This window comes from Pseudomonas sp. F01002, from assembly GCF_004402115.1.
Lineage (GTDB): Bacteria > Pseudomonadota > Gammaproteobacteria > Pseudomonadales > Pseudomonadaceae > Aquipseudomonas > Aquipseudomonas frigoris.
In genome coordinates, this window is record NZ_SOPU01000023.1 from 346,685 (window position 1) to 368,632 (window position 21,948).

A 21,948-nucleotide genomic window follows, 5' to 3' on the forward strand; every position below is an offset into this window, starting at 1 on the left:
TGAAACTACCCTCATGGCTTGTCCTAAAAGAAAACGGCCATCATGCCCGCCTTGATTGAAGCTTTTTTAGACCCTGCCTCGTCGACCTTCAGCTACGTCATCTACGAGCACGATGGCGGGCACTGCGCCATCGTCGACCCGGTGCTCGACTACGACCCCGCCGCCGGGCGAACCGCCACCACCCAGGCCGACAAGATCATCGCCTTCGTTCGCCAACATCAGCTGCACGTGCAATGGCTGCTGGAAACCCACGCCCATGCCGATCACCTGTCCGCCGCACCGTATTTGCGTCGGGAACTGGGCGGGAAGATTGCGATTGGTCAGTCGATCAGCAAGGTTCAGGGCGTGTTCAAGACATTGTTCAACCTTGAGCCGGAATTTCGCAGTGACGGTTCACAGTTCGACCATCTGTTCGCGCCGGACGAATCATTCAGGATCGGCAACCTCAAGGCCACGGCCCTGCATGTTCCCGGCCACACGCCAGCGGACATGGCCTATCTGATCGACAGCGATGTGATTCTGGTGGGCGATACGCTGTTCATGCCGGATGTGGGCACCGCGCGCTGCGACTTTCCCGGCGGCAATGCCAACCAGATGTTTGCCTCGATTCGAAAACTGCTGGCCTTCCCTACCGGCGTGAGACTTTATGTCTGCCACGATTACCCGCCCGCAGACCGCGAACCTCAGTGCATGAGCACGGTGGGCGAGCAGTGCAAAAACAACATTCATATCCATGACGGTATCGATGAAGCCGCGTTCGTCACCATGCGCACCCAGCGCGATGCGGGGTTGGGCATGCCGACGCTGTTGCTGCCGGCGATCCAGGTGAATGTGCGGGCGGGGAATTTGCCGCCGGCCGAGGGCAATGGCGTGACCTACCTCAAAATCCCGATCAATAAGCTTTGAGATCAAAAGATCGCAGCCTCGTTTCACTCGACAGCTCCTACATTGATCGCGTGCGTACGCTGAACCCCTGTAGGAGCTGTCGAGTGGAACGAGGCTGCGATCTTTGATCTTGCCTTTAGGCGAGGGTCAAGCCGTTGGCCGGCAACGGCAGCGCAGTTTTATAGCGCACTTGTTTGAGCGCAAAGCTCGACCGAATGTTCGCCACGCCGGGCACCTTGGTCAAAAAGTCCATCATGAAGCGCTCCAGCGACTGAATGGTCGGCACCAGCACCCGAATCAAATAGTCCGGGTCGCCGGCCATCAAATAGCATTCCATCACTTCCGGGCGATCCGAGATCGCTTCCTCGAAGTGCTGCAACGCCTCCTCCACCTGTTTTTCCAGGCTGACGTGAATGAACACGTTCACATGCAGCCCCAGCAGCTCGGCATCCAGCAGCGTCACTTGCTCACGAATCAGGCCCAATTCTTCCATCGCCTTGACCCGGTTGAAGCACGGAGTTGGCGACAGATTGACCGAGCGCGCGAGGTCGGCGTTGGTGATGCGCGCGTTCTCCTGAAGGCTGTTCAAAATGCCGATATCGGTACGGTCCAGTTTGCGCATGAGACAAAACCACCTGTTTTTTATGTTTATGCAGATTTTTTATCCTCAAATGATCGCCAACGCAACGAAACAGAGAGAAATATTCTTCTTGGCCCGGCCTATGATTGTTGTAGGACAAGATTTCTTTTATCGAAGAATGACGGTCAGCTCACTACAAGAAATTCACAAGATCGAGCGTAGAAGCCATGAACCAAGCGTACGAACCGCTGCAACTGCACGTTCCCGAACCATCGGGCCGTCCTGGCTGCAAAACCGACTTCTCCTACCTGCGTCTGACCGACGCCGGCACGGTGCGCAAACCCCCAATCGACGTTGAACCGGCCGACACCGCTGATCTGGCCAAGGGCCTGATTCGCGTGCTCGATGACGAGGGCAATGCCCTCGGTCCTTGGGGCGAAGGCGTGCCGGCCGAGATCCTGCGTAAAGGCATGCGCGCCATGCTCAAGACGCGGATCTTCGACAACCGCATGGTGGTCGCCCAGCGCCAGAAAAAAATGTCGTTCTACATGCAGAGCCTTGGCGAAGAAGCCATCGGCAGCGCCCAGGCCCTGGCCTTGAACATCGACGACATGTGCTTCCCCACCTACCGTCAGCAAAGCATTTTGATGGCGCGTGAAGTACCGCTGGTGGACCTGATTTGCCAATTGCTGTCCAACGAGCGCGATCCGCTCAAGGGCCGCCAGCTGCCGATCATGTATTCGGTCAAAGACTTCGGCTTCTTCACTATTTCCGGCAACCTCGCCACCCAATTCGTACAAGGCGTGGGCTGGGGCATGGCCTCGGCGATCAAGGGCGACACCAAAATCGCCTCGGCCTGGATCGGCGACGGCGCTACCGCTGAATCCGACTTCCACACCGCCCTCACCTTCGCCCACGTTTACCGTGCGCCAGTGATCCTCAACGTGGTCAACAACCAGTGGGCAATCTCCACGTTCCAGGCGATTGCCGGTGGTGAAGCCACCACGTTTGCCGGTCGTGGCGTCGGTTGCGGCATTGCCTCCCTGCGGGTCGATGGCAACGATTTCGTCGCGGTCTACGCCGCCTCTGCCTGGGCCGCCGAACGTGCGCGCCGCAACCTCGGCCCGACCATGATCGAATGGGTCACCTACCGCGCCGGTCCGCACTCGACTTCTGATGATCCGTCCAAATACCGTCCTGCCGACGACTGGAGCTACTTCCCGTTGGGCGACCCGATTGCGCGCCTGAAGCAGCACCTGGTGAAAATCGGTCAGTGGTCCGAAGAGGAACACGTCGCCGTCAGCGCCGAACTCGAAGCCGAAGTGATCGCCGCGCAAAAAGAAGCCGAACAGTACGGCACCCTCGCCGGTGGCCAGATTCCGAGCGCCGCGACCATGTTCGAAGACGTCTATAAAGAGATGCCGGAGCACTTGAAGCGCCAGCGTCAAGAGTTGGGGATCTGACATGAACGATCACAACAACAATATCGAGTTGGAAACCGCCATGACCACGACCACCATGACCATGATCCAGGCCCTGCGCTCGGCCATGGATGTGATGCTTGAGCGTGACGACAACGTCGTGGTGTTCGGCCAGGACGTGGGCTACTTCGGCGGCGTGTTCCGTTGCACCGAAGGCCTGCAGAACAAGTACGGCACCTCCCGGGTGTTCGACGCGCCGATCTCCGAAAGTGGGATCGTCGGCGTCGCCGTGGGCATGGGCGCTTACGGTCTGCGGCCAGTGGCCGAGATCCAGTTCGCCGATTACGTTTACCCGGCGTCGGACCAGATCATTTCCGAAGCCGCCCGCCTGCGTTATCGCTCGGCCGGCGAGTTCACCGCGCCGATGACCCTGCGCATGCCTTGCGGCGGCGGCATCTACGGCGGCCAGACGCACAGCCAGAGCATCGAAGCGATGTTCACCCAGGTCTGCGGTTTGCGCACGGTGATGCCGTCCAACCCTTACGACGCCAAAGGCTTGCTGATCGCCTCCATCGAAAACGATGACCCGGTGATCTTCCTCGAGCCAAAACGCCTGTACAACGGCCCGTTCGACGGTCACCACGAACGCCCGGTTACCCCGTGGTCGAAACACCCGGCCGCGCAAGTGCCGGACGGTTACTACACCGTGCCGCTGGACGTGGCCGCCATCGCGCGTCCCGGCAAGGACGTAACCATCCTGACCTACGGCACCACCGTTTATGTATCGCAAGTGGCGGCTGAAGAAACCGGCATCGACGCTGAAGTCATCGACCTGCGCAGCCTGTGGCCGCTGGACCTGGAGACCATCGTCAAGTCGGTGAAGAAAACCGGCCGTTGCGTGATCGTTCATGAAGCAACCCGCACCTGCGGTTTCGGCGCCGAACTGGTCGCCCTGGTGCAAGAGCACTGCTTCCACTACCTGGAAGCGCCTATCGAGCGCGTCACCGGTTGGGACACTCCCTACCCGCACGCACAAGAGTGGGCGTATTTCCCTGGTCCGTCCCGAGTGGGCGCGGCTTTGCATCGGGTTATGGAGGTCTGAATGGGCACGCACGTTATTAAAATGCCGGACATTGGTGAAGGCATTGCAGAAGTTGAATTGTCGGTATGGCACGTCAAAGTCGGCGACATGGTCGTCGAAGATCAGGTACTGGCCGATGTCATGACCGACAAGGCGATGGTCGACATCCCTTCGCCGGTGAACGGCAAGGTGATTGCGCTGGGCGGTGTGCCCGGCGAAGTCATGGCGGTTGGCAGCATCCTGATCAGCATTGAAGTCGAAGGCGCGGGCAACGTTAAAGAGTCGGCTCAGCCTGCACCTGTTAAAGAAGCGCCGGTTGCGGCACCGAAAGTTGCAGCCGCTGTTGAAAGCAAACCGGTTCCCGCTGCAGCGCCGCGAGCTGCCGTATGCCAAGGTCCGATGGTCGCTCGCGAAGCTGATGAGCGTCCGTTGGCCTCCCCGGCCGTGCGCAAACATGCGCTGGACCTCGGCATCCAGTTGCGTCTGGTGCGTGGCACCGGCCCTGCCGGTCGCGTATTGCACGAAGACCTCGACGCCTATCTGGCCCAGGGTCAGCAGCCGCAATCCACCGCTGCCGCCGCTTACGCCCAGCGTAACGACGAAGAACAAATCCCGGTCATCGGCATGCGCCGCAAGATTGCCCAGCGCATGCAGGATGCCACTCAGCGCGCCGCTCACTTCAGTTACGTCGAAGAAATCGACGTCACCGCCGTGGAAGAACTGCGCGCTCATCTGAACGAAAAACACGGCGCGACCCGCGGCAAGCTGACCTTGCTGCCGTTTCTGGTCCGCGCTCTGGTTGTTGCCCTGCGCGACTTCCCGCAGATCAACGCCCGTTACGACGACGAAGCCCAGGTCATCACGCGTCTTGGCGCGGTGCATGTCGGCGTCGCCACACAAGCCGATATCGGTTTGATGGTGCCGGTGGTCCGTCACGCTGAAACCCGCAGCTTGTGGGACAGCGCTCAGGAAATTTCCCGCCTCGCTACCGCTGCCCGTAATGGCAAGGCCAGCCGCGATGAATTGTCCGGTTCGACCATCACCCTGACCAGCCTCGGCGCCTTGGGCGGTATCGTCAGCACCCCGGTGCTGAACCTGCCGGAAGTAGCGATCGTGGGCGTCAACAAAATCGTCGAACGCCCGATGGTCGTCAAAGGCCAGATCGTGATTCGCAAGATGATGAACCTCTCCAGCTCCTTCGATCACCGCGTGGTCGATGGCATGGACGCGGCGCAATTCATCCAGGCCATTCGTGGCTTGCTCGAACAACCCGCCACCCTGTTTGTGGACTAATTATTAGTGGAGCAGGCATGCAACAGACTTTGAACACCACGCTGCTGATCATCGGCGGCGGCCCTGGCGGCTATGTGACGGCGATCCGTGCCGGCCAGCTGGGCATCTCGACCATTCTGGTGGAAGGCGAATCACTGGGCGGTACTTGCCTGAACATCGGCTGCATTCCGTCCAAGGCGTTGATCCACGTCGCCGAACAGTTTCACCAGACGCAACACCACAGCCAGCATTCGGCGCTGGGCATCAGCGTGTCGGCGCCGACGCTCGATATCAGCAAGAGTGTCGAGTGGAAGGACGGCATCGTTGATCGCCTGACCACGGGCGTTTCGGCGCTGCTGAAGAAGAACAAAATCCAGGTTATTCAAGGTTTTGCGAAAGTCATTGATGGTAAAACCGTAGAAGTCGGCGACACGCGTATTCAGTGCGAGCACCTGGTGCTGGCCACCGGTTCGAAAAGCGTGAACCTGCCAATGCTGCCGATTGGCGGGCCGATCATCTCCTCCACCGAAGCCCTGGCGCCGACCTCCGTGCCGAAACGGCTGATTGTGGTCGGTGGCGGTTACATCGGTCTGGAGCTGGGGATTGCCTATCGCAAGCTCGGCGCCGACGTCAGCGTGGTCGAGGCCCAGGATCGCATCCTGCCGGCCTACGACGCCGAACTGACGCAGCCTGTGCATGACGAACTGAAAAAACTCGGCATAAAGCTTTACTTGAAGCACAGCGTTCAAGGCTTTGATTCTGCAAGTAATACACTGCAAGTGCTTGACCCGAATGGCGACACCCTGAACCTGGAAACCGACCAAGTACTGGTGGCCGTTGGCCGTAAACCGAACACTCAAGGCTGGAACCTCGAAGGTTTGAACCTGGACATGAACGGCTCGGCGATCAAGATCGACAACCGCTGCCAGACCAGCATGCGCAACGTGTACGCCATCGGCGACGTGAGCGGCGAACCGATGCTCGCGCACCGGGCCATGGCTCAGGGCGAGATGGTTGCCGAGCTGATCAGCGGTAAATCCCGCGAATTCAACCCGACCGCCATCGCCGCCGTGTGCTTTACCGACCCGGAACTGGTGGTGGTCGGCAAGACCCCAGACGACGTCAAGGCGGCTGGTCTGGACTGCATCGTTTCCAGCTTCCCGTTTGCGGCCAATGGCCGGGCGATGACTTTGGAATCGAAAAGCGGCTTCGTGCGGGTCGTGGCGCGGCGTGACAATCATGTGATTGTTGGCTGGCAGGCGGTTGGTGTGGGGGTGTCGGAATTGTCGACGGCGTTCGGTCAGAGCCTGGAAATGGGCGCCCGGCTGGAAGACATTGCCGGCACCATCCACGCGCATCCGACGTTGGGTGAGGCGGTGCAGGAAGCGGCGTTGCGTGCGCTTGGTCACGCGTTGCATCTGTAACTCAGGGGATTGATGGGGTCAGTGATGGCCTCATCGCGAGCAAGCTCGCTCCCACAGGGGATTTGTGGCGTTTGTAGATTTCAAGGCAGCCCGGAATCAAATGTGGGAGCGAGCTTGCTCGCGATTTTCGAAGACGACACGATTTATCTGCCAATCAGCCGATAGTCCGGGCTGCGAAATGGGCCCGGAATGAAGTATTGTTGTCCCCATCCAGAAAAACGTCAGAAGCCTTGAACCGTTTCGGCGGTTGTTAAGTGATAGAGGGTGTCATGGGTAACGAAAGCATCAATTGGGACAAGTTGGGTTTTGACTACATCAAGACAGACAAGCGCTATCTGTCGCACTGGCGAAATGGCGAGTGGGACAAAGGCACCCTGACCGAAGACAATGTGCTGCACATCAGCGAAGGTTCCACTGCCCTTCACTATGGCCAGCAATGCTTCGAAGGGCTGAAGGCCTATCGTTGCAAGGACGGTTCGATCAACCTGTTCCGCCCGGACCAGAACGCCGCACGCATGCAACGCAGCTGCGCGCGCCTGCTGATGCCACAGGTATCCACCGAGCAGTTCGTCGAAGCCTGCAAGGAAGTGGTCCGCGCCAACGAGCGTTTCATCCCGCCTTACGGCACCGGCGGCGCGCTGTACCTGCGTCCGTTCGTGATCGGCGTGGGTGACAACATCGGCGTGCGTACCGCCCCCGAGTTCATCTTCTCGATATTCGCCATTCCGGTCGGTGCTTACTTCAAGGGCGGCCTGACCCCGCACAACTTCCTGATCTCCAGCTACGACCGCGCCGCCCCACAAGGCACCGGTGCAGCCAAGGTCGGTGGTAACTACGCGGCCAGCCTGATGCCAGGTTCCCAGGCCAAGAAAGCCCACTTCGCCGACTGCATCTACCTGGACCCGATGACCCACACGAAAATCGAAGAAGTCGGTTCGGCCAACTTCTTCGGGATCACCCACGACAACAAGTTCGTGACCCCGAACTCGCCGTCGGTCCTGCCGGGCATCACCCGTCTGTCGTTGATCGAGCTGGCAAAATCGCGTCTGGGCCTGGAAGTGGTCGAAGGCGACGTGTTCATCGACAAGCTGTCCGACTTCAAGGAAGCCGGCGCTTGCGGTACTGCTGCGGTGATCACACCGATCGGCGGCATCAGCTACAACGACAAACTGCACGTGTTCCACAGCGAAACCGAAGTCGGCCCGGTCACCCAGAAGCTCTACAAAGAGCTGACGGGCGTACAGACCGGCGACATCGAAGCGCCAGCGGGCTGGATCGTCAAGGTTTGATCCAGCGCTTCAGGCACTAAAAAAGCCCACCCCTCGTTAGCGCGCAGGGTGGGTTTTTTTTATGGGAAAAATCAAAAGATCGCAGCCTTCGGCAGCTCCTACATTGAAATGCAATCCCATGTAGGAGCTGCCGAAGGCTGCGATCCTTTGATCTTCAAATCACCCAGCAATCAACCGCCCCACCTGACCGCCATCCTCTTCGATCCGGGCAAACAACCACTCCACAAACACCCGTGTCTGCACCGTCACGTCCGGCGCAACACCGTAGTAATAACGCGGCAACGGCATCCGCAATTCGGGCAACGGGCAAATCAGGCGACCGCTCGAGAGGTGGGTTCCCAGCAAAGAGGTCGGGCACAAGGCAATGCCCTGTCCATCCACGGCGGCCTCAAGCACCAGGTGCATGTGATCAAACTGCCGGGTGACCTGAGTGGCTGACTGGCCTTGACCAAAATGCAGGGCCCAGTTGTGCCAATCTTCGCGACGCGCCTTGGCAGTCAGTAACGTGTGCAGGCTCAGGGAGGCGAGGTCTTCAAGGGCCAGGCGGTGGATCAGCGAGGGTGCCGCGACCAGCAACAGTTCGTCTTCGAAAAGCGCTCGCGCCTCAATCGCCGGCGCCCAATCGTCACGACCACGGCGAATGACGATGTCGAACCCGTCGCGTGCATGATCCGGTGCCTGGGTTTGGGTAATCACTTGCGGCTTGATGTCCGGGTGCTGCGCAATGAAATCCTCCAGCCTGGGAATCAGCCAAAGCATCGCAAAGGACGGACGGACATTAATCTTCACGGTCGGCAGCGAGGCATGTTGCTTAAGCGCAGCGGCGGCGTTGGCGATCTGCGCCAGCCCGGCACTGACCTGCTCATAAAAACGCTGACCGGCCGGCGTCAGCACCGATTGACGGACACGCCGCTCGAACAGCAGCACGCCCAGGTGTTCCTCAAGCAATTTGATATGTCGGCTGACGGCACTGTGACTGACATGCAGCTCTTCGGCCGCCAGGCTGAAACTTTGATGGCGAGCAGCAACGGCGAAGACGCGAACAGCATTAAGCGGCGGTAGTGGATTTGTCATGCGTCTAATTTAGTCACATATGCACCGCAATTAAAGCGTTTGTCACGACCACGTCGTCACGCCAATCTGCCAGCACGCAGCCAGCGCCACCTGACGGAGCAAGACATGAACAGCTATGGACTCTTTCTACTTTTCGCCACCCTGACCATTTTGAGTCCAGGGCCTGGCGTTGTGCTGACCCTGTCCAACGCGGTGCGCCACGGCTGGACGGGGGCCGTGCCGGGCATTCTGGGGATCGCGTCGGGTGCGTTTATCGTCGCCGCCATCAGCGCCACCAGTGTCGGCCTGATCCTCAGCACCTCCGCCAACGCCTTTACCGCGTTGAAATCCGCAGGGGCCGCCTATTTGTTGTACCTGGGTTACAGAAGCTGGCGCTCGGCTGGTTTCAACACACTGCTTGAAACGCGCCCCTCAAGCCCGGGCTACCGCTTCCTTGAAGCGGCTTCGATCCAGTTTTTGAACCCCAAGGCCGTGTTTTTCTTTCTGGCGGTGTTCCCGCAATTCATCGACACTTCAGCGCACTTCTCCACCCAGTTTTTCAAGCTGGTCGCCTCCTACGGCGTGCTGGTGATTCTGGTGCATGGCAGCTATGCCTTGCTCGCCAATGCCGCCAAAGGCTGGTTATCCAGCCCGAAGGGTTCCTGGCTGGCGGCGAAAGTCTCGGGCGTGACCTTCGCCGGTTTCGGCGTGCTGATGGCCTCGGCCAGTCGCTAAGGCGCAGAACTGGCGATCGCGCGCCGTCTGGTCTCGGTGGACGCGGGTTGTGCTGTCGATACCTGAACCGGCAGTTCAACGGCAAACCGGCTGCTGAGTTCCTTTCGCCCCGTCGCCGTCAACGCCAGCGCGCGGCTGTCCAGGTCCTGAGTTACCCATTTGCGCTTGATCGCCGTTTGCAACAACGCCGCCCCCAACGAACCGCCCAGATGCGGCCGGCGCATGCTCCAGTCCAGGCATGGGCAGGCGAAGCGGCGGCGCAACGTACTCAGGTCCTTGACCTCGATACCCAACCCTTCAAACAACGCCTCACCGCTGTCGCTCAGCTGATAGACCTGTTCATCGGTTTCCAGCAACCACCCCGCTTCGATCATCCGGTCATGCAGCAGCACAGCCAACGTGCCGGCCATGTGGTCGTAGCAAGTGCGGGCGAATTGCAGGCGATCCGGGGTACGCGAATTGAAGGTCGGCGCAGCGTTCTGGCCGATCACCATCAACGCTTCCAGCGCCTGGGCGACGCGCTTGTCCGTCAGGCTGTAATAACGATGCCGGCCCTGCACGTGCAGCCGCACCAGCGCCAATTCCTTGAGTTTGGCCAAGTGCGCGCTGGCGGTGGAGGCGCTGACCTCGGCAATCGCTGCCAGCTCGGTGCTGGTCCGGGCGTGGCCGTCCATCAGCGAACAGAGGATTTTCGTCCGGGCCGGTTCCGCGATCGCCGCAGCCACCAGAGAAACGCCGATGTCGTGCTGTTCTACGTTCATATTTCGCTCCCGGACGAATCAAGGCCCTTTCGGACTGGAGATAGTAGCAACACTTTTCCAACCACGAACAAGGCTGCGACCCATGGACCCAATTATCGCTGCGACTCATGCCAATCCTTATCCCTATTACGCGCAACTGCGCTTGGAGGGCGGGCTGGTTTTTCACCAAGGACTGAAAGTGTGGGTGGCGAGTAGCGCCCGAGCCGTTGCGGCCGTGCTGGCGCATCCTGACTGTCATGTCCGGCCGTCCCACGAACCGGTGCCCAAGGCGATTGTTGGCGGGATGGCCGGCAAGGTCTTTGGTCAGTTGATGCGGATGAATGAGGGCGAACGGCAGCGTTGCCCGAGGTCGGCGGTTCAACCGGAGCTGGCGTTGATTGATGTCGCTGAAGTCAATGCGCTGGTCGGCGCGCGTCTGATCACTCCGGGCGCCGATGGGTTGCACAAGGCGATGTTCCGCGGGCCGGTGTGCGTGGTGGCTGCATTGCTGGGGTTCTCTCCGGCTCAGGGCCGGACTATCAGCGAGCTGACCGGGGACTTCGTCGCGTGCCTGTCGCCCCTCGGCGATCAGGCGCAACGGGATGCAGCGCACGTTGCGGCGGAACACTTGAGCGGCTACTTCGTTGAGCTACTGGATGACCGGGGCAATCAGAGCACCCTGCTCGCCGGGATCCGCCAGCGCTTCGCGGCAACCTCTGGCGACTCTGAAACGTTGATCGCCAACCTGATCGGGCTGTTTTCCCAGACCTATGAAGCCACCGCCGGGCTGATCGGCAATGCGCTGTTGGCGTTGATTCGAAACCCCTCGTTGCACAGCGAATCGACACGCGTTGATGACTTGATCGCTGAAGTTCAGCGCTTCGATCCGTCGGTGCAGAACACCCGCCGGTTTGTCGCTGCGCCGTGTGTAATCGACGGGGTAAGCCTCAATTCGGGCGACTTGATTCTGGTGCTGCTGGCTTCGGCCAATCGCGATCCACAGGTCAATGACCATCCCGACGTCTTTTTTCTTGATCGTCCGGACCGGCGTAGCTTCACCTTTGGGGCTGGGCGGCATCAATGCCCGGGACAGACATTGGCCCTAAGCATTGCCAGCGCTACGTTGAAGGAGATCCTGACGATAAAGCCTGCTTTGGATCGCCTGACCTGGCATTACCGCCCTTCCCTCAACGGCCGCATACCGCTTTTCAGCGACCGCGTCATCGTTCATCGCGAGCAAGCTCGCTCCCACAGTTGATGGGTGTCGCACACAGTCGCTGCGCAACAAAATTGATAAAGGCTTTCAATTTGGGCAGTGATTTTCGCGAGCGTGGATACACCATCTGTACCGGCTTGGGCGGCGGCGCGTAGGCGTCCAGGATCCGCACGAGTTCACCTTTGGCCAACGCGGCCGACACCAGAAAATCAGGCTGCATCAAAATACCCTCTCCGGCCACGGCCGCCTGCAGCAGCACTTGGCCGTCATTGCTTTTCAGCACCGCCCCTTCGGGCCAAGGAACCTCGCTGGCGCCGCTTTTCAACGGCCAGGCAAAACGGTTGTTCCAGGACGTGTGGGAGAGGATTCTGTGTCGGTGCAGGTCTTCGGGGGACTGAGGTTCCTGCCATTTTTCCAGATACCGGGGCGATGCGCAGATCACCATTCGATAAGGCGGCAATGGCTTGGCCAGCAGGTTCACGCCGATCAGTTCGGAAATCCTGAACGCCAGATCGAATGACGTCTCGTACAGGTCCACCACTTCGTTGCTCAGAATCAGCTCGACCTGGATCTGCGGATAACACTGCATGAACTCCGACACCAGAGGACCGACCAATGCCACGCCGAGGGTCATCGGTGCGGTGATTCGCAACAGGCCACTGGGCTCCGGGTTCGACGCCTCCACCCGGCTGAACGCGTACTTCACCTGCTCCAGTGCCCGCTTGGCTTCTTCATAAAACAACCGCCCTTCCCCAGTGATGGATTGCCGTCGGGTGGTGCGTTGAATGAGCTGGGTGTTGAGGGTTTTCTCCAGGCTCTGGATATGCCGTCCAACCATGACCGCCGACATCCCGACGTCACTGGCCGCATCGGCGAAGCTGCCCGCCTCGACCACGGCGACGAAAACTTCCATTTGCCTGAGTTTGCTCATGACCATGCCTTGTGAAGGGAGGAAACGGAACGCTTGATTAAGTACATCAGGTTAAAGGAGTAATAACCGGCAATGCGTTTATCACGAGGGTTTTTCTCCATAGAGTCACTTTAATAAACGTGAACAACGAGGCTCCATCGATGCAAACCCTACTGGACACGTCACTGAGTTCTTTTGCGCGGGCAGACCTTCTGCAAGGCCCCACGCCCATTCAGCGCGCCGAACGCCTCGAACAACTGCTGGGCTTGAAGTCGCAGGGAATCGGCCTGTTTCTCAAGCGCGACGATCATATGCTGATTGGCGGTGGCGGTAACAAACTGCGCAAACTCGAATTCCATTTCGGCGCAGCGCTGGCGGGCGGAGTCGACACGGTGATCACCGTGGGCGGCATTCAGTCCAACCATGCGCGCCTGACCGCCGCGGTGTGTGCTCGCCTGGGCCTTGCCTGCGAACTGATCCTGACCCGCGCGGTCCCCAAAAACGATGTGGATTACGAACTCAACGGTAACGTTCTGCTCGACCAGCTGTTCGGAGCACAGCTACAGGTGCTTGCAGGGGGCAGCGATTCACTCTCCGAAGCCGAGAAACGGGCCGCGCAACTTCGGGATTCGGGGCGCAATGTGCTGGTGATTCCCACCGGAGGCTCAACGCCTCTGGGCAGTCTCGGTTATGCGCGCTGCGCGGCGGAGATCGCGCAGCAGGAGGCGGAACTCGGCCTCACCTTCAATCAAGTCGTGGTGCCCAACGGCAGCGCCGGCACCCACGCCGGGCTCGCGGCGGGTTTCCAGTTGCTGGGCCGAGGCACCTCGATCCTCAAGTCCTATTCGGTTTTATCCGATCGAGACACTTCAGCGGCCAGAACCCGGCAATTGACCCAGGACGCGTTGGCGCTGTTGGGCAGTAGCGCCATTGTGCAGGCTGAAGAGATCGCCATCGACGGCAGTCAGTTGGGCGACGGTTACGGTCTGCCGACGCCAGCCATGCAGGAAGCAGTGCGCCTGATGGCTCGCGCCGAAGGCCTGTTGATCGACCCTGTGTACTCCGGCAAAGCGTTTGCCGGGCTGTTGGCCGATCTCAGGCAAGGACGCTACCGTTCCGGGGACAACGTGCTGTTCGTGATGACCGGTGGAACACCGGGCCTCTATGCCTACCGGGAGACCTTTCAGTCATAGCGGTTAATCGTCGCGGGTCAGCACTTCCAGCAATTCAATCTCAAAGATCAGGTTCGAATTCGGCCTAATCGCACCCATAGTCCGCTCGCCATAGGCCAAATGCGCTGGTACCACCAGCTTGCGCTTGCCGCCGACCTGCATCCCCGTAATCCCCTGATCCCAACCTTTGATCACCCGACCAGTGCCGATTACGCACTGAAAAGGTTTACCACGGCTGTAGGAAGAATCGAATTCAGTGCCGTCTTCCAGCCAGCCACGGTACTGCGTGGTGATCAGCGCGCCTTTGACGGCGGCTTTGCCGTCGCCCACCTGGATATCGATTACCTGAAGCTCGTCATTCATTGCTTGCACTCGTGTGTTCGTTTGCCCGATAGGCTGGTTAATTGCATCGACTTGAGGAGTTCAGGACTCTGACGTTGAGCCAGCCAACGGTATCTTGAGGTCCAGGACTGCCATGACTATTTCCGACTCATAAAGTCAGCGCTAAAGTCTTGTGTATTCACAAAACCAAGCGCATGTGGTTTTTTATCATTCTCGCCAAATAACATGAATAGCGAAGAGGTATAGGGTGGTTTTTCAGGTGCATGCACATTCAAATTTTTTTCGATTTGCCGAATGCAACTGCTGTGCGTAACCAGGATCAGGTTGTGTCCTTTACGCTTAGTTTCAACCGACTTTTGCAGCATGATACCTCTGCAGGACGCAAGCCACTCCTGATCTTCAATTTCATGGTTAAACATAAAGGTGGCTGTCTGCTTGGTCCTCGTCAGGGGGCTGGTAAAAATATCTGTCTTATCAAGACCGAGCTTTTGATATTGCTCGCCCAACTCCACTGCAACGTCCTTACCCCTTGTGGTAATGCCATCTGGGGCATTCAGGCAGGGAGCACTCGATTGATCGCAGCGCTCCGCGTGGCGAATCAGGACAATAACTTCTCCACTGGCCCATGCCGATTTTAGATTGGTAATTTCCAAGGACGTACTGTGAGCAAGATTGGGCAGTCGAGGCGTTCTGAATAGAAAGTAGGCTCCTGTTATACAAAGCACGATGGCGAGCGCGGCCAAAAGCACTTTTTTGCTGCGCCAATTCAACCCAGTGAAAGACAACGACATAATGCTAGACCCCATCCAAAGCGTGGCTGATTAACTCGAAAGCTTGCCCGACGGACCGTGAAGAAGTCGTTGGTTTGGTCACTGGCAATCAAGAAGTGCGTGTTAACGGGTTCTTGACGGTACTTTATGCAGACTGATGCTTCGAATCCTGGAGGAGCTTCATATGGCACGTTCAATAGCAAAATGGCTCGCAGCATCCGTTCTTGGACTATTACTGATACAGCCCGCATTCTCCGCGAATAAAAGCCCATCGAAGGTCTTTGGCTGGGTTGAGGAAGGTGTGTTGATGCCCGAAAACATTTCGGTGAAGGTCAAGCTCGACACAGGGGCATTGACTTCCTCACTGGATGCCAAGGACATCGAGCCTTTCCGGAAAGACGGTGAAAAGTGGGTTCGCTTCAATGTTGAAGTGAAAGACAGCAACACGGGAAAGCTGGTCACTGCTCCGTTCGAGCGTAAGGTTGAGCGTAATGTGAAAGTCCGGGGGGCCGGTGGTGCCGAGCACCGACCTGTGGTGCAAATGACAATATGCATTGGCGACCAGATTTATAACGAGCAGTTTTCCTTGAAGGATCGAGGCAAGATGAATTATCCCGTGCTTATTGGGCGGCGTACCTTAGAAAATCTGGGGTTGGTGGATGTTTCCCATACCTTCACCATGGAACCTAAGTGCAGCAAAGAAGCTTCTGCCAAGTAGTCCTCGATGGCGACCCGAGCGGGTCATGCAAAAAGGTTGTCGCTACGGGCGCTGCTTTCGCTCAAGTGGCGGCCGCATCGGCTCACCGATTTCCATGTATGAATGAGGTTATTTGAGCCAAACCATGCGAATTTTGATTATTGAAGACAACTCGGACATCGTGGCCAACCTCTACGAGTATTTCGAGCCCCTCGGACACGAACTCGACAATGCCCGCACGGGACAGGGTGGACTGGCTCGGGTGGCTGAGCAGCGTTTCGACGTGATCGTGCTGGATGGCATGCTGCCAGGTCTGGATGGGTTGGAAGTGTGCCGACGGTTACGTGAAGAGCAGCAATGCAATACGCCAGTGCTGATGCTCACGGCACGAGACACGGTTCATGACAAGGTGAAAGGATTACAGGCGGGAGCCGATGACTACCTGGTCAAGCCCTATTCGCTGATTGAACTGGAAGCGCGGCTTCATGCGTTGGTGAGGCGAGCAAGTACACTAAGAACCGATCAGGTGCTGCGTTTTGGTGATCTGGAATTTGACCCCGGAACCTTTGAAGCGCGCCGAGCAGGACAGCGGGTCGAGCTGACGCCGTTCGGTTACAAGATGTTGGTGGCACTGTTGCGTGCAGCCCCAAGTCTGGTAACCCGTGAGGAGCTTGAACAAGAACTCTGGAAAGACGATCCGCCACTCAGCGATGCCTTACGAAGCCATATCCACGCCCTACGGCAGGCAATAGACAAATCCTTCCCTCAATCCCCGCCAATGCTTTTCACCGTGTCAGGGGTAGGTTATCGACTGGTCGACCACAATGTTTCAAAGTGACTCGTTACGCGGTCGCATGGTCGCTGCCTATGTGTTGCTGGCAGTCATCATCGTTGGCTTTTTCACGGGCTCCGCTTTCTTTGTCGTCGCGAAGATCGAGAAGGAGCTTATCGATAACCGACTCGTGCGCGCAGCCGATCTTTGGGCCGCAGATTCTTTTCATGTGGTGCAGTCACAAACCCTCGATCTCAGCTTTTTCAAAGGTCCGCTGATTCCGCAACCTCTGCAAACGTTAGGGCTTGGCACTCACGAAATGAAGTTGAACGGACGGGGACTGCACGTTCTGATCGGTGAGGCCAATGGTGAGCGCTATGCCGTGGTGGATGACCAAAGTGACTTTGAGTCAATCGAATCCTCCTCCTACATTACCTTGGGCATTGCGTTCCTGGGGGGCATTGGATTAGCCATCTTGATTGGTAGAGTCAGCGCAAACCGGGTGATCCTGCCGCTGACCAAGCTGGCTTCTTCGGTTCAGGACAAGCATACGACAGGCAGGCTTCCCGGCCTCGATGCCACTGACGAGCTTGGTGTACTGGCGAGGGCTATCGATGATCGAACCAACCAGTTGAGCTATGCCTTGCAGCGCGAACGCTGGTTCACTGCCGACGTCAGCCACGAGCTTCGTACCCCTCTGACGATCATGCTCGGCGCAGCGGAAGTGCTCACCAGCCGTTTGCAGGATCGCCCGGACCTTCTGGTCATGACCGAACGTATTCGACGTAATGCCGCAGAAACCGCGCAGCAGGTCGGGGCCCTGCTGCAACTGGCCCGAGTGCCGGAAATTACCGACCTCGTCTTGATCAACCTGCGTCCCCTGATTGAACGTGAGCTGGAGCGTTGCCAGCCACTGCTCCGTGGAAAGGCCCTGACACTCAACCTCTTCTGCACTGAGGAGGTTTCGGTACGAGCCATTCCTGAGCTGGTCACTATCGCGGTCAGCAATCTGCTACGTAATGCTTGTCAGCACACGGAGCAAGGCATCATCACCATTTACTTGAACTCATCTCAAATTGTTGTGGAGGACAGCGGTACGGGTTTACCCGATGCGGTACAAGCCCGCCTCTTTGATCGGTTTGTTCGAGGCGATGATGATTTCACGGGTGGTTCGGGTTTGGGCTTATCAATCGTCAAACGTGTTGTAGATCACCTTGGATGGGGAATTCGACATGAGCCCAACCCGAATGGCGGCAGCCGTTTCACCTTGCAGCTTCCCGATGTTGTGTAGTTTTCCAGCGGCCGCAAAATTGACACACCGCACGCATACAGATTGATCCGTCAGAAATCGACCCGCACTCCCTACCATAAGCAAGAGCACCGAATGAAAGGCATCCTTGAACACCTACGTCGCTGGGCTAAAAATCTCAAGCGACAAACCATGGTTCTGTGGTTTTGTTATCAGCATCCACAAACCCCATGGCTGCCCAAGTGGATCTCAGTTTTTGTGGTGGCTTACGCACTGAGTCCAATCGACCTCATTCCAGATTTCATCCCGGTATTGGGCTATTTGGACGACGTAATCATTCTGCCGCTCGGCATTCTGCTCGCTATCCGATTGATGCCACCGCTTGTGCTTGAGGAGTGCCAGCTAAAGGCTAGCGAGTGGGAGGAAAGCCATGTGAAGCGCCCAGTGAGTAAAGTGGCGGCGGTGCTCATCGTTTTGATCTGGCTCGCTGTTGTTGCAGGTGTGTGGTGGGTTTACTTTCGTTGAGTATAAAGCGGTACTTTTCATTGCATTTACGTACAACAAGCTAAAGCACTGGTCGAGGTAGGAGGTAGGTAAGACGATCATCGGAATTGACGACAGGCCATGGACAGCACAATCGCACGACCATCCGTCCAGAATGGGTCTCCCGCAGCATTCATTCCTCGTAGCGGCTGTGCCACGTGAACGCTTCCTTCCTGCTTTGCCCCAACACGCGTGAGATCGGTCACGATGAGCGCGCGCTCATGATCGATAGCGGGGTCAATGTGGTGCGTCGGGAGATGGAGGCTCGGCGAGATTTCTATACCCATGTCAAAGCTGGCGGTTGCTACCCACACAGGACGACAACTAGGCGCAAGGCAATATGACGTCTGCCACAGGCGGGTGTGATGCCGCCGTTGTATGCTTGGGGAACCTGTATCCGGTTTCTCAAATGTGAGGTCTTGTGGGCGGTCCGAAAAAAAGGCCGGCGTAGCTGGACCGGTTGGATCGGGAAGGTTTCGAAGCGCAGCGAGGCCTTCCTTGACCACCCGCAGTGGGGTTGGTGAATCGGCACGCGCCCATCCGGCGCGCGTAAAGGCATTCAAGAGCTCTTCCTCATCCCCGACAAAGACAAGAGAAATAGGCTCCATTTTTCCTCCGACCAAGTCCTCCGACCAACGAGGAAGTTCGGGTGGAAAAAAGGTTCGCAGCGCGTGGATGTCAAGCAAATGCGTGGCTGAATGAGGCTTATTCGGGATGGTTTCGGTCTGACTCATGAGTAGGACTGTGGCCCCCACTGCAAGAATTAGGACACTTTTGCCACCCATAGAAAGGGCGTTGGCGCTGAGGGGCACGTGAAGTGTGTCGACCCACCGAATAGAATGGTTGTAATGGAGGAAAAACAGTAGTGATGCGAGAAGGATGAGCGCCAAACCGAGGCTGCCAAGGAGATCGGAAGGCCAGTGCACGCCAAGATAGAGGCGAGAAAGACCAATACCTACGATGACCAGGAGCAGCAGCGTGATACCAAGCGCTCGTGCACCGCGACGTACTTGGCTGCTCAACAGCAGCGCGGCGAGCAACCCATACACGACAGTGCCCGAGAGCATATGCCCTGAGGGGAAGCCCGGCTCATGCACTCGGACAATGGCATCCATTGGCCGCGCGTAGCTGAAGAGCGCTTTCAGAATGGTCGAGATGAGGCCCGAGCCGGCGAGAGCGAGCATGAAGGTGGCTGCGAGTCGCGGCTGATCTCGCGCAAGAGCAAGCAAGGCAAGGCCGGAACACAGCAGGGATAACACCGTAGTGCTTCCCAGCTCTGTGAGAGCGAGCATGAGCCAAGTCATTCCTGTTGAGCGGAAGAGCGGGACCGTGGATGTCGAGAATCACAAGGGGGTCATTTGCCACGATTTCCTGCAACACGCTAAGGAAGACCCACAAACCTAGAAGCATGCCAAGGCCGGCAGTTGTTGCCCGCAGGCCCCAAGGACTCTGCGGATTGAGGCGGTGCTCCAGGAACACGGCAGTGCCAGGGAAGCGCTGCCGAAGACCAGCAATAACAGGCCTTTGTGCCAACTTTGCGCCAATAGAGCTAATAATTGCTGCCATGGGTTGCCAGAGTTGACGCCGGCGATCCAGAAAGAGCAGCACAATAAGAATCAAACCTGCAGGGACAACAACCAGTGCCAAAAACAAAAATGTGTAAAAAATGGCTGCGGAGAGCATGATTCTGGCCTCGCAAGTGGCTGATCTGAAGTTCTGAGTATTTCTGTGTCTTACCCTGGCGAGCTAACAGGACTTTTCCATCCCAATCCCCATCTGCCGTTCCTTCGGTTCGAGATAGCTGCCGCCCATCGTCAAAAGCAGTAGCTAGCGTGCTTCGTGGTGCATTCACATCGGGCTGTGTCGACGTTAACGTGACGAGGGATAGGGGATGATAGAAACGCTCCTCCACAACTGAACCCATCCACAGCGGTGAAGTACGCCCGTTCGTGAGCTCGAAATCGACGACCCACACTCGAAGCACGAGGCGCGAGCTGGTAAGTGCGCCATCACTATTCGGTCGAACGAGCGTCATACTGGGGAGGCGACCACTGGCGAAAAGTGGAATAACCGGAAGGCCTGCAGGATCGGTTTGGACGGTAAGCCAGTTCAGGGCATTCAACGGTGTCCAGTCCGCCGAGTCGCGCCACCCGTTGTTCTGCAGGACATCTTGCAAGTCCTTCAGATCACCGGCCCACTGGAACGTCAGTGGTTCATTCGTCTCGCCAGTCAGATCAATACGCCGCGCCGGCAGTTGCTGCCAACCCGACGCCCACCAATCGGTGGCGGCCATGGTCGGCGTCCCCACCTTGACGGCGTAGCGGTCGCTGTCGGTCGCATGGCTACGATAGATATTGAGTCCTCCGGCGAGAATCAGCGCTGAACATCCGGCGGCGAGTAGGCCCTTTGGTTCAATGCGTCCGGCTTGGCGCCCCAGGTAGGCCAGTCCGAGCAGCGCTAGCCACGCCGACCCGAATGCCAGTCCCCCGAGCACATCGGAAAGCCAATGCGCACCGAGGTAGAGGCGCGAGAATGCAATCAGAAATATCAGGCTTGCTGCGCCAAGAGCGACCGCGAGACGCCATGCCGGGCGGATCTCACGCGCGATGAGGAAGGCGAGGAAACCGTATAGCACCACATTGACCGTGCTATGGCCGCTGGGGAAGGAAAACGCGCTCCACCCGGAGTAGAGAAGCTCGCCGGGTCGAGCTCGATGCAGCGCAACTTTTATGACCGTGTTGAGCGCCGAAGCGCCGGCGATCGCCACCAGCCAATAGACAGCTGTACGCCAGGCGCGCTTCCACATGAGCCACAGCAAGACAACAATCGTTACCGCCACCACGACCTTGGTGTCGCCAAGCTCTGTGATGGCGATCATCACCGCATTGCCTGGCGTTGTGCGAAGATCCTGGAGGGCGCGGTATATCGCGCTGTCTGCGAGCAGCAACGGGTCACCGCTGACGACGTCTTCAAGAACACCGAAGAAAAGCCAGGCGGCACCGACGAGAAGCACGGCCGACAGTGTGAGAGGCCACGCTTCGGGCCGTGAAGGATCGAGCAAGCGGGTGAGACTGCGGCTCAGCCAAGTGTCGTGGGTGCCGGCCCAGCTCCGCAGCCGCTCCACTGCGACGATGAGGTAGGGGATGCCTCGACGCAACGTCCAGCGCACGAGATGCAGGCCCGCCCAGCCCGTCGCGACTAGTACGACCAGCAGGATCGCGAGCGGCTTTGCAGCCGCACCGAGAAAGCTGAACGTTGCGCCGACGAGCACACCGGGCAGGATATGCGACGGAGCCCAAGCGAGCGCCGAGACAACATTGACGGCATAGAACCGACTGACCGCCATTCCCATCATGCCGGCGAGGAGCGGGATGAAGGCGCGGACGCCCGGTACGAAGCGCGCGAGAAACACACTCTTGGCGCCGTGACGCTCGAAAAAGGCCTCGCTGTGCTGAATCAGTTCAGGGTGGCGGTTCAATGGCCAGAAACCAAGAATCTCGCGGTGGTATCGATGCCCGAGCCAGAACGAAAGACCATCACCCGCGATGGCACCTAACGTGGCGGCGACCAGCAACGGCCAGAGCAATAATACGCCGCTTGGCACCAGGGCACTGAGCGCGAGGATCACGGCTGTGCCTGGAACAACGGCGCCGATAATCGGGACTGACTCGGAAAGCGCCAGAAGAAACACCGCCAGATAGGCGACATGCGGATGCGCCGTCAGGAACTCGATGACCGATGAGACCAGGGACGTCATCATTCGTGGGCTGCCTATAGAGTACCGGTGATGAAGCGAT

The 21,948-nt window shown here is 58.3% G+C and carries 21 protein-coding genes; 13 read left to right on the plus strand and 8 right to left on the minus strand.

The window, feature by feature from the left end; translation table 11 throughout:
• Positions 1-42: 42 nt before the first annotated feature.
• Entirely contained in the window at positions 43-906 is an 864-nt protein-coding gene (locus E3W21_RS20720; RefSeq protein ID WP_134421676.1) for an MBL fold metallo-hydrolase, read from the plus strand.
• A gap of 115 nt (positions 907-1,021) precedes the next feature.
• On the opposite strand, the gene bkdR is transcribed toward E3W21_RS20720, so the two are convergent.
• Positions 1,022-1,507, minus strand: coding sequence for a Bkd operon transcriptional regulator BkdR (bkdR, locus tag E3W21_RS20725; RefSeq protein ID WP_046048920.1), 486 nt, complete (start codon positions 1,505-1,507; stop codon positions 1,022-1,024).
• Positions 1,508-1,692: 185 nt separating this feature from the next.
• Between bkdR and E3W21_RS20730 the strand changes: the two genes are divergently transcribed.
• The 5 genes from E3W21_RS20730 (at position 1,693) to E3W21_RS20750 (ending at position 7,952) form a co-directional block, all read left to right on the plus strand.
• Positions 1,693-2,928, plus strand: a complete 1,236-nt coding sequence (locus E3W21_RS20730; RefSeq protein ID WP_134421677.1) for a 3-methyl-2-oxobutanoate dehydrogenase (2-methylpropanoyl-transferring) subunit alpha — start codon at positions 1,693-1,695, stop codon at positions 2,926-2,928.
• Between the two features lies 1 nt (position 2,929).
• Positions 2,930-3,988, plus strand: a complete 1,059-nt coding sequence (locus E3W21_RS20735; protein ID WP_134421678.1) for an alpha-ketoacid dehydrogenase subunit beta — start codon at positions 2,930-2,932, stop codon at positions 3,986-3,988.
• Complete coding sequence (locus tag E3W21_RS20740) at positions 3,989-5,260, plus strand: dihydrolipoamide acetyltransferase family protein (protein WP_134421679.1); 1,272 nt, start codon at positions 3,989-3,991, stop codon at positions 5,258-5,260.
• A gap of 17 nt (positions 5,261-5,277) precedes the next feature.
• A complete protein-coding gene (gene lpdA / locus E3W21_RS20745; protein WP_129444873.1) occupies positions 5,278-6,663 on the plus strand; it encodes a dihydrolipoyl dehydrogenase in 1,386 nt (461 codons plus the stop codon).
• 269 nt (positions 6,664-6,932) lie between these two features.
• Positions 6,933-7,952: a branched-chain amino acid aminotransferase gene (locus E3W21_RS20750; RefSeq protein ID WP_076031364.1), complete on the plus strand. Its 1,020-nt coding sequence runs from the start codon at positions 6,933-6,935 to the stop codon at positions 7,950-7,952.
• A 159-nt stretch (positions 7,953-8,111) separates the two neighbouring features.
• On the opposite strand, the gene E3W21_RS20755 is transcribed toward E3W21_RS20750, so the two are convergent.
• On the minus strand, positions 8,112-9,026 hold the full coding sequence (locus E3W21_RS20755) for a LysR substrate-binding domain-containing protein (RefSeq protein WP_134421680.1): 915 nt from the start codon (positions 9,024-9,026) through the stop codon (positions 8,112-8,114).
• Positions 9,027-9,131: 105 nt separating this feature from the next.
• Here E3W21_RS20755 and E3W21_RS20760 point away from each other — a divergent pair, with 105 nt between their 5' ends.
• Positions 9,132-9,740 carry a LysE family translocator gene (locus tag E3W21_RS20760; RefSeq protein WP_129444875.1) on the plus strand — a complete coding sequence of 203 codons (609 nt, stop codon included), beginning with the start codon at positions 9,132-9,134 and terminating at the stop codon, positions 9,738-9,740.
• Here the strand turns inward: E3W21_RS20760 and E3W21_RS20765 are convergent.
• Positions 9,737-10,501: a helix-turn-helix transcriptional regulator gene (locus E3W21_RS20765; protein ID WP_134421681.1), complete on the minus strand. Its 765-nt coding sequence runs from the start codon at positions 10,499-10,501 to the stop codon at positions 9,737-9,739. The genes E3W21_RS20760 and E3W21_RS20765 overlap by 4 nt on opposite strands.
• An 82-nt stretch (positions 10,502-10,583) precedes the next feature.
• Here E3W21_RS20765 and E3W21_RS20770 point away from each other — a divergent pair, with 82 nt between their 5' ends.
• On the plus strand, positions 10,584-11,738 hold the full coding sequence (locus E3W21_RS20770; RefSeq protein ID WP_134421682.1) for a cytochrome P450: 1,155 nt from the start codon (positions 10,584-10,586) through the stop codon (positions 11,736-11,738).
• Here the strand turns inward: E3W21_RS20770 and E3W21_RS20775 are convergent.
• Positions 11,701-12,627 (minus strand): LysR substrate-binding domain-containing protein, encoded by a 927-nt coding sequence (locus E3W21_RS20775; protein WP_134421683.1) that lies wholly within the window; start codon positions 12,625-12,627, stop codon positions 11,701-11,703. The two genes, E3W21_RS20770 and E3W21_RS20775, sit on opposite strands and share 38 nt — an antisense overlap.
• Before the next feature lie 140 nt (positions 12,628-12,767).
• Between E3W21_RS20775 and E3W21_RS20780 the strand changes: the two genes are divergently transcribed.
• A complete protein-coding gene (locus E3W21_RS20780) occupies positions 12,768-13,799 on the plus strand; it encodes a D-cysteine desulfhydrase family protein (RefSeq protein ID WP_134421684.1) in 1,032 nt (343 codons plus the stop codon).
• Positions 13,800-13,802: 3 nt separating this feature from the next.
• On the opposite strand, the gene E3W21_RS20785 is transcribed toward E3W21_RS20780, so the two are convergent.
• Together E3W21_RS20785 and E3W21_RS20790 are read right to left on the minus strand one after the other, a co-directional pair.
• Complete coding sequence (locus E3W21_RS20785; protein WP_129444878.1) at positions 13,803-14,141, minus strand: FKBP-type peptidyl-prolyl cis-trans isomerase; 339 nt, start codon at positions 14,139-14,141, stop codon at positions 13,803-13,805.
• Positions 14,142-14,257: 116 nt separating this feature from the next.
• Entirely contained in the window at positions 14,258-14,911 is a 654-nt protein-coding gene (locus tag E3W21_RS20790) for a histidine phosphatase family protein (protein ID WP_165353298.1), read from the minus strand.
• A 163-nt stretch (positions 14,912-15,074) separates the two neighbouring features.
• Between E3W21_RS20790 and E3W21_RS20795 the strand changes: the two genes are divergently transcribed.
• The 4 genes from E3W21_RS20795 to E3W21_RS20810 all read left to right on the plus strand — a co-directional run bounded on the left by E3W21_RS20795 (position 15,075) and on the right by E3W21_RS20810 (position 18,133).
• Complete coding sequence (locus E3W21_RS20795) at positions 15,075-15,608, plus strand: ATP-dependent zinc protease (RefSeq protein ID WP_134421685.1); 534 nt, start codon at positions 15,075-15,077, stop codon at positions 15,606-15,608.
• A gap of 124 nt (positions 15,609-15,732) precedes the next feature.
• Positions 15,733-16,425 carry a response regulator transcription factor gene (locus E3W21_RS20800; protein WP_134421686.1) on the plus strand — a complete coding sequence of 231 codons (693 nt, stop codon included), beginning with the start codon at positions 15,733-15,735 and terminating at the stop codon, positions 16,423-16,425.
• A gap of 16 nt (positions 16,426-16,441) precedes the next feature.
• A complete protein-coding gene (locus tag E3W21_RS20805) occupies positions 16,442-17,650 on the plus strand; it encodes a HAMP domain-containing sensor histidine kinase (RefSeq protein WP_166793849.1) in 1,209 nt (402 codons plus the stop codon).
• Between the two features lie 93 nt (positions 17,651-17,743).
• On the plus strand, positions 17,744-18,133 hold the full coding sequence (locus E3W21_RS20810; protein ID WP_129444883.1) for a YkvA family protein: 390 nt from the start codon (positions 17,744-17,746) through the stop codon (positions 18,131-18,133).
• 77 nt (positions 18,134-18,210) lie between these two features.
• Here the strand turns inward: E3W21_RS20810 and E3W21_RS20815 are convergent, their stop codons facing one another.
• Positions 18,211-19,443, minus strand: a complete 1,233-nt coding sequence (locus E3W21_RS20815) for an LssY C-terminal domain-containing protein (RefSeq protein ID WP_166793850.1) — start codon at positions 19,441-19,443, stop codon at positions 18,211-18,213.
• 257 nt (positions 19,444-19,700) lie between these two features.
• Entirely contained in the window at positions 19,701-21,911 is a 2,211-nt protein-coding gene (locus E3W21_RS20820) for a bifunctional DedA family/phosphatase PAP2 family protein (RefSeq protein ID WP_256661601.1), read from the minus strand.
• Between the last annotated feature and the right edge of the window lie 37 nt (positions 21,912-21,948).